General features: G+C 44.5%; 13 protein-coding genes. 8 read left to right on the top strand and 5 right to left on the bottom strand.

Annotation, left to right across the window (positions count from 1 at the left end; all coding sequences use genetic code 11):
• Positions 1–21 precede the first annotated feature (21 nt).
• Together ACQQ6X_RS10670 and ACQQ6X_RS10665 are read right to left on the bottom strand one after the other, a co-directional pair.
• Positions 22–807 carry a polysaccharide deacetylase family protein gene (locus ACQQ6X_RS10670; protein ID WP_305165299.1) on the bottom strand — a complete coding sequence of 262 codons (786 nt, stop codon included), beginning with the start codon at positions 805–807 and terminating at the stop codon, positions 22–24.
• Positions 808–1,178: 371 nt separating this feature from the next.
• Positions 1,179–1,352 (bottom strand): hypothetical protein, encoded by a 174-nt coding sequence (locus ACQQ6X_RS10665; protein ID WP_013369893.1) that lies wholly within the window; start codon positions 1,350–1,352, stop codon positions 1,179–1,181.
• Positions 1,353–1,444: 92 nt separating this feature from the next.
• On the opposite strand from ACQQ6X_RS10665, the gene ACQQ6X_RS10660 reads away from it, so the two are divergent.
• On the top strand, positions 1,445–2,161 hold the full coding sequence (locus ACQQ6X_RS10660; protein ID WP_305165298.1) for a hypothetical protein: 717 nt from the start codon (positions 1,445–1,447) through the stop codon (positions 2,159–2,161).
• Positions 2,162–2,597: 436 nt separating this feature from the next.
• A complete protein-coding gene (locus tag ACQQ6X_RS10655; protein WP_305165297.1) occupies positions 2,598–2,975 on the top strand; it encodes a hypothetical protein in 378 nt (125 codons plus the stop codon).
• Positions 2,976–3,087: 112 nt separating this feature from the next.
• Here the strand turns inward: ACQQ6X_RS10655 and ACQQ6X_RS10650 are convergent, their stop codons facing one another.
• Positions 3,088–3,408, bottom strand: a complete 321-nt coding sequence (locus tag ACQQ6X_RS10650; RefSeq protein ID WP_305165296.1) for a hypothetical protein — start codon at positions 3,406–3,408, stop codon at positions 3,088–3,090.
• Between the two features lie 193 nt (positions 3,409–3,601).
• Between ACQQ6X_RS10650 and ACQQ6X_RS10645 the strand changes: the two genes are divergently transcribed.
• The 6 genes from ACQQ6X_RS10645 to ACQQ6X_RS10620 all read left to right on the top strand — a co-directional run bounded on the left by ACQQ6X_RS10645 (position 3,602) and on the right by ACQQ6X_RS10620 (position 10,328).
• On the top strand, positions 3,602–4,567 hold the full coding sequence (locus ACQQ6X_RS10645) for a carbohydrate ABC transporter permease (RefSeq protein ID WP_305165295.1): 966 nt from the start codon (positions 3,602–3,604) through the stop codon (positions 4,565–4,567).
• Positions 4,564–5,385: a carbohydrate ABC transporter permease gene (locus ACQQ6X_RS10640; RefSeq protein ID WP_305165294.1), complete on the top strand. Its 822-nt coding sequence runs from the start codon at positions 4,564–4,566 to the stop codon at positions 5,383–5,385. Before ACQQ6X_RS10645 ends, ACQQ6X_RS10640 begins: the two co-directional genes overlap by 4 nt.
• 120 nt (positions 5,386–5,505) lie before the next feature.
• A complete protein-coding gene (locus ACQQ6X_RS10635; protein WP_305165293.1) occupies positions 5,506–6,873 on the top strand; it encodes an ABC transporter substrate-binding protein in 1,368 nt (455 codons plus the stop codon).
• Positions 6,874–7,129: 256 nt separating this feature from the next.
• Positions 7,130–7,714 carry a TetR/AcrR family transcriptional regulator gene (locus tag ACQQ6X_RS10630; RefSeq protein WP_305165292.1) on the top strand — a complete coding sequence of 195 codons (585 nt, stop codon included), beginning with the start codon at positions 7,130–7,132 and terminating at the stop codon, positions 7,712–7,714.
• A gap of 24 nt (positions 7,715–7,738) precedes the next feature.
• A complete protein-coding gene (locus ACQQ6X_RS10625; protein WP_305165291.1) occupies positions 7,739–9,103 on the top strand; it encodes an HlyD family secretion protein in 1,365 nt (454 codons plus the stop codon).
• 1 nt (position 9,104) lies between these two features.
• Positions 9,105–10,328, top strand: a complete 1,224-nt coding sequence (locus ACQQ6X_RS10620) for an ABC transporter permease (protein WP_305165290.1) — start codon at positions 9,105–9,107, stop codon at positions 10,326–10,328.
• Between the two features lie 94 nt (positions 10,329–10,422).
• Here ACQQ6X_RS10620 and ACQQ6X_RS10615 read toward each other — a convergent pair whose 3' ends face one another.
• Together ACQQ6X_RS10615 and ACQQ6X_RS10610 are read right to left on the bottom strand one after the other, a co-directional pair.
• The gene (locus ACQQ6X_RS10615) at positions 10,423–13,017 is read right to left on the bottom strand and encodes a glycine betaine ABC transporter substrate-binding protein (RefSeq protein ID WP_305165289.1); all 2,595 of its coding nucleotides are present in this window, start codon (positions 13,015–13,017) and stop codon (positions 10,423–10,425) included.
• Positions 12,992–14,215, bottom strand: coding sequence for a quaternary amine ABC transporter ATP-binding protein (locus ACQQ6X_RS10610; RefSeq protein WP_305165288.1), 1,224 nt, complete (start codon positions 14,213–14,215; stop codon positions 12,992–12,994). Before ACQQ6X_RS10610 ends, ACQQ6X_RS10615 begins: the two co-directional genes overlap by 26 nt.
• Between the last annotated feature and the right edge of the window lie 340 nt (positions 14,216–14,555).

The raw sequence follows: 14,555 nt of genomic DNA, 5'->3' as shown, positions 1-14,555 counted from the left end.
ATCTTGTTGTTTCTTGCCCTTTTACTTATTCACCTCAATCAGTCCATCTGGCTTTTCTCGATTATAGAGTAACTCAGATACAGTGACGAAGGAATAACCTCTTTTCTTGAGCTCAGGGAGAATAATCTTCAGGGCTTCAACGGTTTGTGTGCTATGGTGTACAAAATCGTGCATGAGGACAATGTCGCCGTTACGGGCGTTGCGAAGCACCTTATTAGCAATACGATGTACGCCTGGCTTTCGCCAATCTAGGGTGTCCTGATGCCAGGACCATAAAATAATTTTCAGCCCCTTTTCCTTGGCTAGCTTGACGAGTGAATCGTTATAGGAGCCGCCTGGTGGTCTAAAAAGATGGGTCCCCGCACCAGTTGCCTGAACGATGCTCGCCTGACCTTGATCCAGTTCGGACAGAGCTTTATTGCGAGAGATATGCTGAAAGGATGAATGAAGGAAGGTATGATTGCCAATTTCGTGGCCTTCCTCTCGTTCCCGCTTTACAAGGTGTGGGAGCTTCTCTACACGGCTGCCGACAACAAAAAAGGTCGCTTTCGCATCATATTTTTGAAGTAAATCGAGAATGGCAGGTGTATTGCTAACGTCCGGTCCGTCATCGAATGTGAGGGCGATGAGCTTACGATGGGTAGGGACTTCCCATACAATGTCGCCCCGCTCCTCGTAATAGGTTCTTCCCTTTGCAGGAGCGGGGGAGGCGTATGAGGTGTTTTGCTCATTAGATAGAGTGGCGCAAGGACTGATCCACAGCAAAGAAACAGCGATTCCAGCACATAGCAAACGGTTATATTTCATCAGGCTTCTTCTCCGTTCTAATGTATTCTCACATTAGCTTGCCTAGAAGAAGCGTGTACCATTCCTCATTTCTGAAAATTATATTTGGTTATTCTGTTTAATTGTAAAGAAGCTGCTGATACAATCGATTTAAGTTGAATCAATATGGTGTTTGTAATTAACGAAAGCAAATTAAAATTTTTTGTTTAGTTGCTCTTTTAGTATTTCTATATGCTTACTGAGCAGTTCTATTTTTCTTTGAAATAATTTATTGGTTTTTCTTATTTTAAAGAGATAGATCATTGCACATGAACATATAAAAATATGGATAAAGCAGAACCAGTAGATTATGGTTACAGATATAGTCCAGGTACCTATCAGAATCCTCTCCTTTATTTCGATTTTATTAGGTGTGTTGTTTCTGCCAAAATCTCATCCAATTGATGCAATGCTTTGTTATTTTTAAAAGTGCAAATAATAAAAATAAGAGCAAAAATGAAGAGAAGTAACTCACTTCCTAAGAGAAAAACTAAAGACATTTCATGAAGAAATAATTCATCGAACATAGAATATACCTCCAATTTTAATGTTATTTGACATATAAATCTATAATATGTTAATCTTCAGTAGCATCATACCATATTAAAGGAGGAAGAAGATGAAAAAAGTTGTAGCATCTGCAATATTGTCCGCTTCTCTTTTACTTTCAGTTGCACCTGTTAGCTTTGCAAGTGAGGTCCCTTCTGTTTCATTTTCAAGTCAGGATCTAGATAAGATATCTGAACATTTAAATGACTTGGGTCTTTCTAAAGAAGTACAGCAAAGTCTAATAGAAAAAATGAAGGCTGGTGAACTTCCTGATTCTGATAATCCAGAAAAAAGAGGTACTGGTATTACAAGTGAAATAGAGTCACCAGATGGTTTGAAAATACAACGAACTACATTTCCTGATGGTTCCGTAATTCAGTCAACAATAGATCTTACAAATGCGAAAATAAAAGAAGAACATGTTATCACTCCAAATGACGTTTCAGGGGGCTATGCCTCAGGAGGAAGTGGTTATAGAACATTTACAAATGCAACAGTAAGAGAAGAAACCTCTTACGTTAAAGCAAGATTTTTTGCTGATTACACACTAGTTCAAGGTGGCTATAGCTATATATCAGACGCTTATGATCCTTATATTGATATAATGGCAGGGTACTCAAGTGGCGAAAACTTAGTTGTGGATCAACCTAAACAGACTGACTCAAGACCTGCTCGTGCAACCTTGTCATTTACTTGGGTTAAAGTAAATGGTTACTTTAGTTCTACATACAAATTATTTTTATATGTTAACAACAGCTCAGCAACCTCACAATTACAAACATATTAATTAAATAATTTGTTGGTGTTTTTCCGTAAACATTCCATTTACAAAAGGCTTCCTCCTAGTTAAATAAACTAGAGGAAGCCTTTTTATGATTTGACAAGTGAGTTTAGTATAGGAAGCGTCAGAGGAACAATAGGTGAGTTTTCAAACCTGTTTTATACGATTACGGTCTTCTATTAATATAGTGTCTGAGGCAAAAGATAGTACATAGCAAGATATGATTGCTGAATTATAACAGGCTGGCTTGCTTGTTGATAACATCCTGTGCCTATGTTAAGTTGTACATATCCATCCTTGGTTTTAATGTGCAGTAGTAATCAGTTAATGTCCAATTCTTATTCTGACGAAAATGAGAGGTCAACGGGATAAGTCGCAAAAGCTGGTTTGAGGTCATGGAGCTGCGACTCATTCCTGAACTTCGAACAGGAGATGAGATGGGATGACAACAGATGAAAAAGAGCTGCGAGCCATTAGTCTGACGTTAGAAGCTGGCGAACACATCCGATCTTGTATTAAGTGTACGTATGATTTGCAGCAAAACTCCGAGAAGATATCGCTTTGTGGAATGCTGGCCGTAACGTCCCAACGAATCATCTTTTATTCCTGCACTATGGATTATCCTTGGGTCAAGTTCATTAATTATCACCATATTTCGCTGGCCAAGCTGGAAAAGGATTTGTCGGATACTAGGGGGAACGTCCTGCTAATCCATCGGGGTGAAAATGAGGTGTTCTGCCTCCTCCCCAATGGAGAGCGTATTGATCGTTTTGTAGCTGTTCTGGAGCAGGAAGCGGGTATCTCTTGTAAGGACCAATAATTATAGAACACAAATAACTAAAACCTCCAACTTCGTAATGTGCCAATAGTAGGCTTCTTACGGATTTGGAGGTTTTTTGCCTTTAGTTAGACAGATGGCATGGATTAAAGCGCTAGCTCAACAGGGTAATAGCCAATAAATTATACAGCACCAGCGGCAAAATGACATTGTTGCTAGCAAAGGAGCGATAAGGACTCGGGGTGCTTGAGGAGGGGGAGTGATACTGCTGAGGGACTCTCAGATACAAATGATCCGCATCCATGTGCGCAATGGTTCCTTCATACACATGATGATCCATCGTTTGTACCCTGACCGTATGATTCATGTAGGGACTCAATTGATGATGCAATTGATCGCGGACTTTCCTGATTTCTTGTTGAAATTCAGGTCTAGCCTGGTATAAAGTTTTCGGACTGACGGTGTTGTACGGCATTCGCCTCTGACCTCCATACTCATAATAATGATATATCGTATGCAGAAGCCTGTGCCCTTGTGCAGGTACCCAGTAAGACAGGTTTTACAAAGAGTCAAAACATTAACATTTTACTCCAGTCCACTTGATGTTCCCTTTACACCAAAACGATACACTTACTGAGGTTGGTTTGAAAAGAAAGGGGCGTTCCGTTTTGGGTGAACTTAACAAATCTTTAGGACTGGGGACGAGGAGCCAGCAACGGACATCGTCTAAAGCTCGCATACGCACGGGTTCGCTAAAAATTCAAAGACTGCGCGAAAACGCGCTGGCGTATACCTTTTTGGCTCCATCGCTTATTTTGTTTGCTGTATTTATGTTTTATCCGATGATAAAGTCCGTTTATCTCAGCGTGCATTCTACAGATCCGGCAGGAAATGTTGCAAATTATGTGGGGCTAGATAACTTTGCTATGCTGTTCAGTTCAGGTCAATTTCTGCAAGGGATTAAAGTCACGCTGCTTTTTGCGGTATTAACGGTTCCTGTAGGTATTTTACTGGCGCTAGTACTCGCAGCACTTACACACAGTAAATTACGTGGAATGCGTATCTTTCAGTTTGCATTTTCGTTGCCTATGGTATTGTCGGTAGGTTCATCAGCGGTCATTTGGAAATTTCTTTTCCATCCCACACTGGGGATGTTCAACTATGTGCTTTCCCTGTTACATATCCATCCGGTTCCGTGGTTGACCAGCCCGGACTGGGCGCTGTTCTCCGTAGCCATCATGACCATCTGGATGAATCTTGGCTTCAATTACATTATCTTATCGAGCGGACTTCAAGGGATTCCGGATGACATGTACGAAAGTGCCAAAATGGACGGAGCTGGACCGTTGGTCACGTTCTGGCGTATCTCGATGCCACTACTATCACCGACGATCTTTTTTGTGACCGTAGTTTCCATCATTGGTGCCTTCCAGTCTTTTGCTCAAATTAATATTTTGACCAAAGGTGGTCCCGTGAACAGTACAAATGTATTCGTATATTCCATTTATCAGGAAGCTTTCGTTAATTTCCGGTTCGGAACAGGAAGTGCGCAGGCCATTGTTTTGTTTGCCGTCATTTTGCTGCTTACGATGATTCAGTTTAAATGGGTGGAAAGAAAGGTGCATTATCAATGAAACAACACCTGAATTCAACATTACTGTATGGGCTGCTTACGATTGCAGCCGCTCTGATTTTGTATCCGGTGATTTATACATTTTTTATGGCGGTCATGTCACCAGAAGAAGCAAGTGCTTATCCACCAAGCTTTTTCCCGCATTCCTTTCATATGGCCAATTTTAGTGAAGTGTTTGAAATCGTTCCGATTGCAGCTTTTATCGGTAACACCTTTCTCATTTCGGGTCTGACAATGATTGGTCAACTGGTTACAGCCAGCTTGGCGGCCTATGCCTTTGCCAAAATGGAATTCAAGGGGAAAAACTTCATTTTTAGCATGTTTGTCGCGACGATGATGATCCCTTGGGAAGTTACAATTATTCCCAACTATTTGACAGTACGAAGCTGGAACTGGCTTGATACATATCAAGGGTTGACGGTTCCTTTTCTGGCGACGGCATTCGGTACATTCCTGTTAAGGCAATTTTTTCTCCAGCTTCCCAAGGAACTGTTCGAGGCTGCTCGTATGGATGGGTGCGGACATATCCGATATTTCCTGTTTCATGTGCTCCCGTTATCGCGCCCTGCGCTCGGTACACTGGCTGTATATTCATTTCTGAACATGTACAATTCATATCTCTGGCCTTTGCTGGTCACGAATAGCGAGAATATGCGTACTGTACAGATCGGTATATCCATGCTCGAATTTCAGGAATCGACTTCATGGAATCTCGTGTTTGCGGGTACGGCACTTGTTATTTTACCGTCTCTGCTCCTACTGATCTTTGGACTCAAACAGCTGGTGCGTGGAATGGCAGCAGGTGCGCTTAAAGGCTAATTTATAGATGCAAAAGAACAGCAACACCTGCGCAAGCAGCCTATATACAAAGCTTTAACACACAAGAAATACGAACATTTCATTCAAGAATCATTTAATCAAAGGGAGAGAAGAGAGATTATGAGATTTTTTCGTTTGAAAAGTGCTTTGACCCTGCTTATTCTGACTGCTATGGTGGTTGCAGCAGGTTGTAGCAACAATACAACTGCGGAGAAGCCGAGTAATGGTAATGATACGGGGACTGCAGGGGCTTCACCTATAAAGCTGACTTGGTGGCATTCAATGTCCGGCAACGGTGAAAAAGCGATCAAGCAGATTGCTGCTGACTTTAACGCTAGTCATAAGGACATTCAGGTAGAGCCAGTATATCAAGGCAAATACGATGATAGCTTGAATAAGCTGAAAGCGTCACTGGGTTCTAATAGCGGACCGGACATCATTCAAGTATACGAAATCGGCAGTAAATTCATGATCGATTCCAAAATGATCACACCTGTGCAACAATTTATTGATGCAGATAAGTTCGATTTGTCGCAGCTTGAACCGAATATTACACGATACTACACGATTGATGGTAAATTGAACGCCATGCCGTTCAATACGTCAAACCCGATTTTATATTACAACAAAGATGCTTTCAAAGCCGCAGGACTTGATCCAGCTAATCCCCCGAAAACGTATGATGAATTCGAAAAAGCCGCCAAAGCCTTGAGCAAGGATGGTAAATCCGGTGCATCCATTGCCATCTACGGCTGGTTTATGGAGCAATTGTTTGCCAATCAAAACGCAGACTATGTGAATAATGGCAACGGACGCGAGCAAGCAGCTACGGAATCTTTGCTGAATTCGGATGCTGGTGTAAAAACGCTGACATGGTGGAAGAAAATGATCGATGAAAAGGTCGTATCCAATCTTGGACGTAACTCGGACGACACGGCAAAAGCTTTTTCCGCAGGACAAATTGCGATGACACTGGATTCCACCGCTTCGCTGCGTAATATTGTGGAGCAGGTTGGCGATAAATTCGAAGTGGGCACAGGATTCCTGCCAAGAGCCAATGAAGCAAAAGAAGGCGGCGTGGTTGTAGGTGGCGCGAGCTTATACATCATGAACAACAAGCCTGAAGCTCAGCAAAAGGCAGCATGGGAGTTCATTAAATTCGTCGCTTCCCCGGCAGTACAGGCACAATGGAGTGTGAACACCGGGTACTTCCCGATTACGAAAGCAGCTTATGACGAGAAGGTACTCAAAGATAACATGGTAAAATATCCGCAATTCAAGACAGCCGTTGACCAGCTGCACGCGTCAGCACAATCCACTGCTACACAAGGCGCAGTGATGGGTGTATTCCCAGAAGCGCGTCAAATCGTCGAAGGTGCGATCGAAGCTGTTTTGAGTGGCCAGCAGCAGCCAAAACAGGCCTTGGACCAAGCTGCACAAGAAATTACAAGCAAAATTGCGCAGTACAATCAAACAGTGAAAAAATAGTTAGCCCTCCCCTAAAATCAGCTGATAATTCGTAAATGTGCCCCCTTATTAGCTGATTTTATGAAATAACGGATCGAATGAGTGACCCCCTCACTTATTCGATCCGTTTTTTGCATTTTTATTTTAGAATAGTCGTTTAGACGAAGTGTCTAAAATAGTCAATTTTACACATTTCCTATTGCTGGATAACTGAATATGGGCTTATAATAAATACATAATTTTTGTACTGGACGGTCAGTTCAAAAAAGGAGGAAGCATGAAACAGCAGACAAAGGAAATTATTTTTAACGGCGCACTCAAGGCTTTTTCCGAACGAGGTTTTAACGAAACAAATATGGAGGAAATCGCCAAGGTATGTGGCATAGCCAAAGGAACCCTGTACTACAATTTTAAAAACAAGCAAGAATTGTATATTTACATTTTGAAGATGGGGATGGAGCGTTTTGTCCAAGATATCCATGAAGCGATGGCTCAGATTCCTATGGATCAGGTGGAAGTCAGGGTTCGCAAGCTGATCCAGGTACATATTGAGTTTATTGGGAGAGAGCCGGACTTTTGTCGTCTACTGGTCAGTAAGGGATGGGTCTCACAGGAGCAGCATTTTAATATTAGGCAGGTGCTGTCAGACTATTTTGATTTTATGGAGGCAGAGATTGATTCCGGCAAGTCCTATGGGAAAATTTCAAGTAAGCTGGATGCAAAAACGACTGCAAATTGTTTATTCGGCATATACATTTTTACTCCAATGCGGTCGATGGTATGGGGCGAAACGATGAATCCACAGGAAGTTCGCGAAAGTATCGAGGTATTTGTGTGTAACGCGCTGGGGATGCAACATTAAATAGACAGGTGGAGTGATGAGAACATGAAAGCTAAAAAATATGCGATTTACATCGTACTTATTGTTTTAATTGCTGTAGGAATCTATGCTTTGACTGCATTCCCACGAGGGAGCGCCAGCTTATCTGCAGATGAGTCTTCTTCTATCCCTACGGCTTATGTAGAATCGGATACGCTCAATGCCAGCTTTAAGATGGCAGGACGTATTGATCAGATGCTGGTGAATGAGGGCGACAAGGTAAAAAAAGGGCAGGTGATCGCCCATTTGGAAAGCCGTGAACTGGAAGATAAGGTGAAGCAAGCACAGGCTGCATTACTGGCAGCCAAGAGCAATGTGTCCAAAGCGAAAGCCAGCGTATTGCAGGCCCAAGCAGGAGTAGGTCAGGCACAGGCTACTGTGAGTGCCGCTCAGGCCAAAAAGAGCCAGGGGGCGACAGCAGTCACTGTGACCGCTGAGGCTTCCTCCAGCCAGATTGAACAGGCCATAGCAGCTTCTAACGCCGCCAAAGCAAAACTGGATGCCCTCAAGAGCGGGGCAAGACCGCAGGAGCTTGAGCAATTGCAAGCATCTGTGAAGGTGGCCAAGGAAACGCTGGACCTGACCGTTAAAAATCTGGAGCGTGCCAAAAAGCTTCAAGAAGCCGGTGCAGCAACTCAGGCATCGTTGGATCAAGCGACATTGGAACATCAACAGGCAGTGGCCAAGTATAATGCAGAGTCGCAAAAATTGGATATGGCACGCGAGGGCAGCCGCAAGGAGGAAATTACAGCGGCTGAAGCCCAATACCGCCAGGCTTTAGCTGCCGTGAAGGAAGCACAGGCAGGAGCAGGCAAGGTTGCAGTGCAACAGGAAGATGTCAAAGCTGCTCAGGCTTCGGTAGAGCAAGCGCAGTCCGCTGTGAAGGCGGCGCAATCGACGGTAGAACAGGCACAATCTGCGGTTGAAGGTGCCAATGCACAGGTAGCCCAAGCGCAAGCTGCACTACAGGAAGCTCAGACCTATTTGAGCTATACTACGCTACGTGCGCCTGAGGATGGGATCGTCAAATCCAAGTCGCTTAGCTTGGGTGAGATGGCTAGCGCAGGATTCCCGGTCTATACCATTGAAACATCTACACAGCGTTGGGCTAAATTTTATGTACCGGAAACGTCTCTGCACGGCCTTCAAGCAGGGGATACAGTCCAAGTTAAATTACTGTCAGGTGGCAAGGAGCTGAAAGGCAAAGTCATTCTGTTAGAATCGGCTGCGGACTTTGCTATTCAAAAACCGAGCCAAAGCTCTGGTGATAAGGATGTCCGTTCCTTTGGTGTGAAGGTTGCATTGCCGGATCTTGCCGCTTCGGTTCCAACAGGCTCCACGGTTCTGTTTACAGGCAAAGGGGCGCAGTAATATGCAGGATTCACAAGAAAGACTTCGTATCCGCGATGTGTTTCGCGAGGAATGGCTGAGTATCTTCCGCGACCGCCGCTTTATGGCTATTCTGCTGATTACACCAATAGTGTATACGATACTGTTCGGTTTCCTGTATTCGCATCAGCGGATTACCGAGATGCCTGTCACAGTGTATGATGGTGATAATTCGCAGCTTAGTCGCCAAATTATTCAGGCGTTCGATGCGACCGATTCATTTGCCGTTACACGGCAAGTGACCAATCAGGATGATGTAGTTCGCCAGGTGGAGACTGGGGAAGCTAAGGTCGGAATTGTCATTCCCGACAATTTTACCACTCGGCTTAAGCATGGAGAAAATCCACCTGTGCTTACGCTGATTGACGGCAGTAATATGATGTATTCCAATAGTGCCAGTCGAATAGCCAATCAGGTCATTAGTAGCGTGAGCGCTGGAGTATCGCTCAATTCCATGAAGCAAAAGGGGATGAACGCCGAACAGGCCGCCTCGACGCTGACTACCATCCCGTTCCGCTCCAGGGTGCTATTTAACCCGGTATATGATTATAAGCTATTTATGCCGTTGGGGGTTATTTCTGCGGCTCTCCAGCAGTGTTTGCTGCTTGGTATTGCGTTGTCCTGCACGCGTGATAAGGAAGCAGGGACTTGGGGAAGATTTGGCGCATGGAAAAACACTCCTTGGCGCTTGGCCATTGCCAAGCTGGCACCCTATTATGCGGCAGGGGCTTTTAATGTGCTGACTGTATTCAGTATCAGCGCTCTATGCTTCGATATTCCGTTTAGGGGACAGGTACTGCCATTGATTTTGGTGTCACTCGTCTTTAACTTTGCCTTGTGCGGATTAGGGTTCCTGTTCAGTCTTTTTTCCAAGACCAGAGTAGACGCGACACAAACCCTGATGCTCATTGCTGTTCCTTCCTTTATGCTGTCAGGCTATACGTGGCCATTGGAAGCAATGCCCGGCTTCTTGCGGGGGCTTGCTGAGATATTGCCGCTGACGTATTATCTGGATGCTGTACGGAACATTACGCTCAAGGGACTGGATATCACATACATCTTTAAGGATATGATCGCTCTAGGTGTCATTGGTTGTGTGAGTCTGCTGGTGGCCTTCGTGATCTATCCGTTATTCTTTAGACAGCATCAAACGACAGCGCAGCCAGCCGAAATGCCTGTACAAGAAGGGTTCACACTTAAAGGCTGAAAGCAAATTTTAAATATGGGTATTCAAAAGGCAGATCGGGAGTAACCCTGATCTGCCTTTTACTTATTAGTATGATTTACAAATAGAAGAAGGATTATTGTGTTTTGAGATCCTCAATAGAATCAATTGGCACATAGGATGGAACGACAAGTCCAGACATAACGCCAGTCATGCTGGTTCCGATGTCATCTACCTTATCCTTGTACTGAGCCCAATAATCAGCATGCGTCAATGGAAGCCAGGCAGCTGCGGTAGCATCTACGCTTCCGCTAGCTACGCCTGTCCACATTGGGCCGATTTCCACTTGCAACGCTGTTACTTTATAGCCCAATTTTTGTTCCAATACATACTTTAATACGTTCGTACTGGCAATTTCCGAATCCCAAGCAGCATAGCTCAGCTTCAGGGGATCGCCGTTGACAGCCTTCAAGTCCTTGATCCATTCCTGTATCTTATCAGGATGCTTATCAGCCCAGTTCTTGGCAGCCTGCTGTGGGGGAGTACCATTTTGAATTGCGATCATCACTTCACCCATATCTTCCGCAGTCCACTTAAAACGGCTTAGAAATTCATAAGCCACAGGAGCATCCTGTTTCAACCCTTTGCGGGCAATGGTATGAATTTCTTCTTTATCACCATACGCCTTTTTAGGGTCTTTTAAGTATTTCAAATCATACTTGTTAAACATCCAGTGAGGAGTCCAACCAGTTACAACAATAGGTTGCTTGGCCTTGATGGCTTTATCCAGTGTAGCGGTCATAGCAGCCCCGGAGCTTTCAAGCAGTTTCCAGTCGGACAATCCATAGTCACTGATAGCTTTAGCAGTTAGCTTCATCAGTCCGGCGCCAGGGTCGGTACCGACAATGCGGTACCCGACCTCCTTGCCGAACTCTCCAGTAGCGGCGGAAGCTGGAGCCGAAGCGGCTCCGTTATCCTGCAATTCAGTAATGGATTTAACATTCATATAAGCTGGAACAACCAAACCGGTTTTAACACCAGTCATATTCGCGCCCAGATCGTCGAGCTTATCTTTGTATTTAGCCCAGTAATCCGCATGTGTTAACGGCAGCCATGCAGCTGGGGAGGCGTCTACATCACCACTAGCGACACCCGTCCACATAGGACCTGCTTCAACTTGCAGTGCGGTTACTTTGTAACCCAGTTTATTTTCCATTATATATTTCAGCAAATTAGTACTTGCAATTTCCGAATCCCAAGCTACATAGCTTAGCTTAAAGGTATCGCCATTGACAGGTTGCAGTCCTTGAGTCCACTCCTGAACCTTGTCGGCATGTTTCTCTGCCCAATCTTTGGCAGCTTGTTCTGGACTGGTTCCGGCCTGGATGGCAACCATCATCTCACCCATATCTTCCGACGTCCATTTGAAACGTTTTAGAAACTCATAAGCAATGGGTGCATCCTGCTGCAATCCTTTGCGGGCAATCGTATGAATACCCTCAGCTTCACCATAAGACTTCTTAGGGTCTTCCAAATATTTGAGATCATATTTGTTGAACATCCAGTGAGGAGTCCAGCCTGTAACAATAATCGGTTTCTTCGCCTTGATGGCTTTGTCCAGCGTGGCCGTCATGGCTGCACCGGAACCCTCAACTAGCTTCCAATCAGACAATTTGTAGTCCTGAATGGCTTTAGCCGTTGATTTCATAATGCCAGCCCCAGGATCAATACCGATAATTTTATAACCCACCTCTGCGCCAACCGTATTGGCAGCTGCACTGCCTTTGCCAGCAGTGGAATGATCCGTTCCAACAAAGTATTGAGATGCGCCAGCGATCAAAATGACTGCTGTAACTGCTGAGGTGATCCATACTCTTTGCTTGCTGGATACACGGCTTTTGCCTTTCTTCGTCGGCTTAAATAGGTTTTGCGTAAAGCGGTCAAGCACAATAGCCAGAACGACGACAGCCAAGCCAGCTTCAAAACCTTTACCGATTTGTAACTGAGTTACAGCACGATACACAACTGCACCGATACCTTCCGCACCGATCATGGAGGCAATAACAACCATGGACAGTGACAGCATAATCGTCTGATTAATACCAGCCATCAAGGTAGGCAATGCCAGTGGCAGCTGCACTTTAAACAGCTTTTGCGCCGATGTAGAACCGAAGGCATCAGAGGCTTCAATCAGCTCATCCGATACTTGCATAATCCCCAAGTTTGTCATGCGAATGGTTGGGGGGATTGCAAAGATAACGGAGGCGATCACACCCGGTACAACACCCAGGCTGAAAAAGGTAACCGCCGGGAGCAAGTACACGAATGCAGGCATCGTCTGCATAAAATCAAGCAAAGGCGTAATAAAACGTGATGCTGATTTACTGTATGCACACCAGATCCCGATTGGAATACCGATAACAATGGATACAAGCGCAGACGTGATGACCAGTCCGAGCGTATTCATCGTTTCACCCCAATAGCCGAGATTATCAATCAGCAGGAATCCGATGACAGTAAACAGTGTAAGCTGCACCCGCCCGATCATAAAGGCGATAATCCCAATGATCACGATGAACACCAAAGGATGTGGAAGCATGAACAAGCCAGAGAAGAAGCCTACTACGGCTTCAATAACCATAGAAATAACATTAAACAATCCAGCCAGATGAATACCCATCCAGTCTACTATGGATTGAATCCACTCAGCGATTGGCAGTTTCGGTATCATGGGCATTCACCTCCTTTGTAGTAGGTACATCTCCACTTAGTGCACCCAGTAAAGCTCCACGGACGATAACGCCAAGCAACTTCTGCTTGTCATCGACGACAGCCACCGGTACCTTCGACGAGCTTGTAATTTCAAACAGATCATTAATGACCGTTTCAGCAGTCACCTGCGGCCCGTCCGTGATCAAAATATCTTCAATCTTCAAATTGTTGCGCAGTGCATGAACAGCATCCTCGGCATTAATAACACCTAGAAGCTTTTTGGTGCGGTCAATGACGAAGAGATTAGAAATCCCACGCTCCCGCATCAATTCCAGAGCTACACGCGGACCACGGTCCATCGTGATGGTTTCTGGACGAAGCATGACATGAGCAGCCGTCAAAACTTTGGACAGATCCACATCCTCGACGAAGCGGGCTACATAAGAGTTAGCTGGTTGGATCATAATTTCTTCCGGTGTACCAATTTGTACGACCACCCCGTCCCGCATCAAGGCAATCCGGTCACCAATCCGCAGCGCTTCATCCAGGTCATGGGTAATAAAGACAATCGTTTTCTTCATTTTATCTTGGAGCTCCAGCAGCTCATCTTGCATGTCACGACGAATGAGAGGGTCCAATGCGCTGAATGCCTCATCCATCAGGAGAACTTCAGGGTCATTCGCCAGTGCCCGTGCAAGACCGACACGCTGCTGCATACCGCCACTCAACTCATCGGGCATTTTATCGCCCCAGTTTTTAAGACCAACCAGTTCCAATGCTTGTTGTGCCTTTTTCTGGCGCTCTGCTTTATCTACCTTTTGAATTTCAAGACCATATTCTACATTTTCCAATACAGTCCGATGTGGGAACAGGGCGAACTTTTGAAAAACCATGCTGATGGTTTTGCGACGAACTTCGCGGAGTTGTTCTTTGTTCATCTTCCGGAGATCTTTGCCGTGGACCAGAATTTCACCGGAGGTAGGCTCAATCAAGCGATTTAGCATTCGCACCAAAGTGGACTTGCCGCTACCTGATAACCCCATAATTACGAAAATTTCACCTTGCTTAATTTCCATGTTGGCCCGATTCACACCAACAGTAATCTGTTTTTCTTTGGCCAGCTTTTCTTTGCCCCAGCCTTGCTCCAGGAGCGGAACACCTTGCTCTGCGTGAGGACCAAAGAGTTTGCTGACATTTTTGACTTCCAAAATCGTCATACATACACCTCTTCTTTCTATACTTTGCTTGGTATTAACCCCATGTTGCATGATGGATTGAGTATAAAAATCATAATTCTGTACATCCTGAACGGTTAATGACAAAAATAATTGTAACAGAAGCATTGCTTACATTTCAAACAAAAAAACTGTTCATAAAGTACATACAGAAAAAACTGTACAAACTTTTCTTCGATATGCTCCTTCGTTCTTTAGAATGCTCAAACATTCGGAACTTTACAACCGATAGTGCTTTTTTTAAAATAGACAATGAAATATGACCATAAGAAAAAGATCTATGTATATCCATAATTTTAAAAGTTTACTATTATTAGCAATT

This window comes from Paenibacillus ottowii, from assembly GCF_050516475.1.
Taxonomy (GTDB): domain Bacteria; phylum Bacillota; class Bacilli; order Paenibacillales; family Paenibacillaceae; genus Paenibacillus; species Paenibacillus ottowii.
The sequence above is the reverse complement of the archived record's forward strand: the minus strand, read 5'-3'. Positions and strand labels throughout refer to the sequence as shown.

What these genes read in the sequence shown, in the direction of transcription:
- ACQQ6X_RS10615 (WP_305165289.1), bottom strand. Translation starts at nt 13,017, where the DNA reads ATGATACCGAAACTGCCAATCGCTGAGTGGATTCAATCCATAGTAGAC.
- ACQQ6X_RS10610 (WP_305165288.1), bottom strand. Translation starts at nt 14,215, where the DNA reads ATGACGATTTTGGAAGTCAAAAATGTCAGCAAACTCTTTGGTCCTCAC.
- ACQQ6X_RS10660 (WP_305165298.1), top strand. Translation starts at nt 1,445, where the DNA reads ATGAAAAAAGTTGTAGCATCTGCAATATTGTCCGCTTCTCTTTTACTT.
- ACQQ6X_RS10635 (WP_305165293.1), top strand. Translation starts at nt 5,506, where the DNA reads ATGAGATTTTTTCGTTTGAAAAGTGCTTTGACCCTGCTTATTCTGACT.
- ACQQ6X_RS10625 (WP_305165291.1), top strand. Translation starts at nt 7,739, where the DNA reads ATGAAAGCTAAAAAATATGCGATTTACATCGTACTTATTGTTTTAATT.
- ACQQ6X_RS10620 (WP_305165290.1), top strand. Translation starts at nt 9,105, where the DNA reads ATGCAGGATTCACAAGAAAGACTTCGTATCCGCGATGTGTTTCGCGAG.
- ACQQ6X_RS10665 (WP_013369893.1), bottom strand. Translation starts at nt 1,352, where the DNA reads ATGTTCGATGAATTATTTCTTCATGAAATGTCTTTAGTTTTTCTCTTA.
- ACQQ6X_RS10650 (WP_305165296.1), bottom strand. Translation starts at nt 3,408, where the DNA reads ATGCCGTACAACACCGTCAGTCCGAAAACTTTATACCAGGCTAGACCT.
- ACQQ6X_RS10630 (WP_305165292.1), top strand. Translation starts at nt 7,130, where the DNA reads ATGAAACAGCAGACAAAGGAAATTATTTTTAACGGCGCACTCAAGGCT.
- ACQQ6X_RS10655 (WP_305165297.1), top strand. Translation starts at nt 2,598, where the DNA reads ATGACAACAGATGAAAAAGAGCTGCGAGCCATTAGTCTGACGTTAGAA.
- ACQQ6X_RS10670 (WP_305165299.1), bottom strand. Translation starts at nt 807, where the DNA reads ATGAAATATAACCGTTTGCTATGTGCTGGAATCGCTGTTTCTTTGCTG.
- ACQQ6X_RS10640 (WP_305165294.1), top strand. Translation starts at nt 4,564, where the DNA reads ATGAAACAACACCTGAATTCAACATTACTGTATGGGCTGCTTACGATT.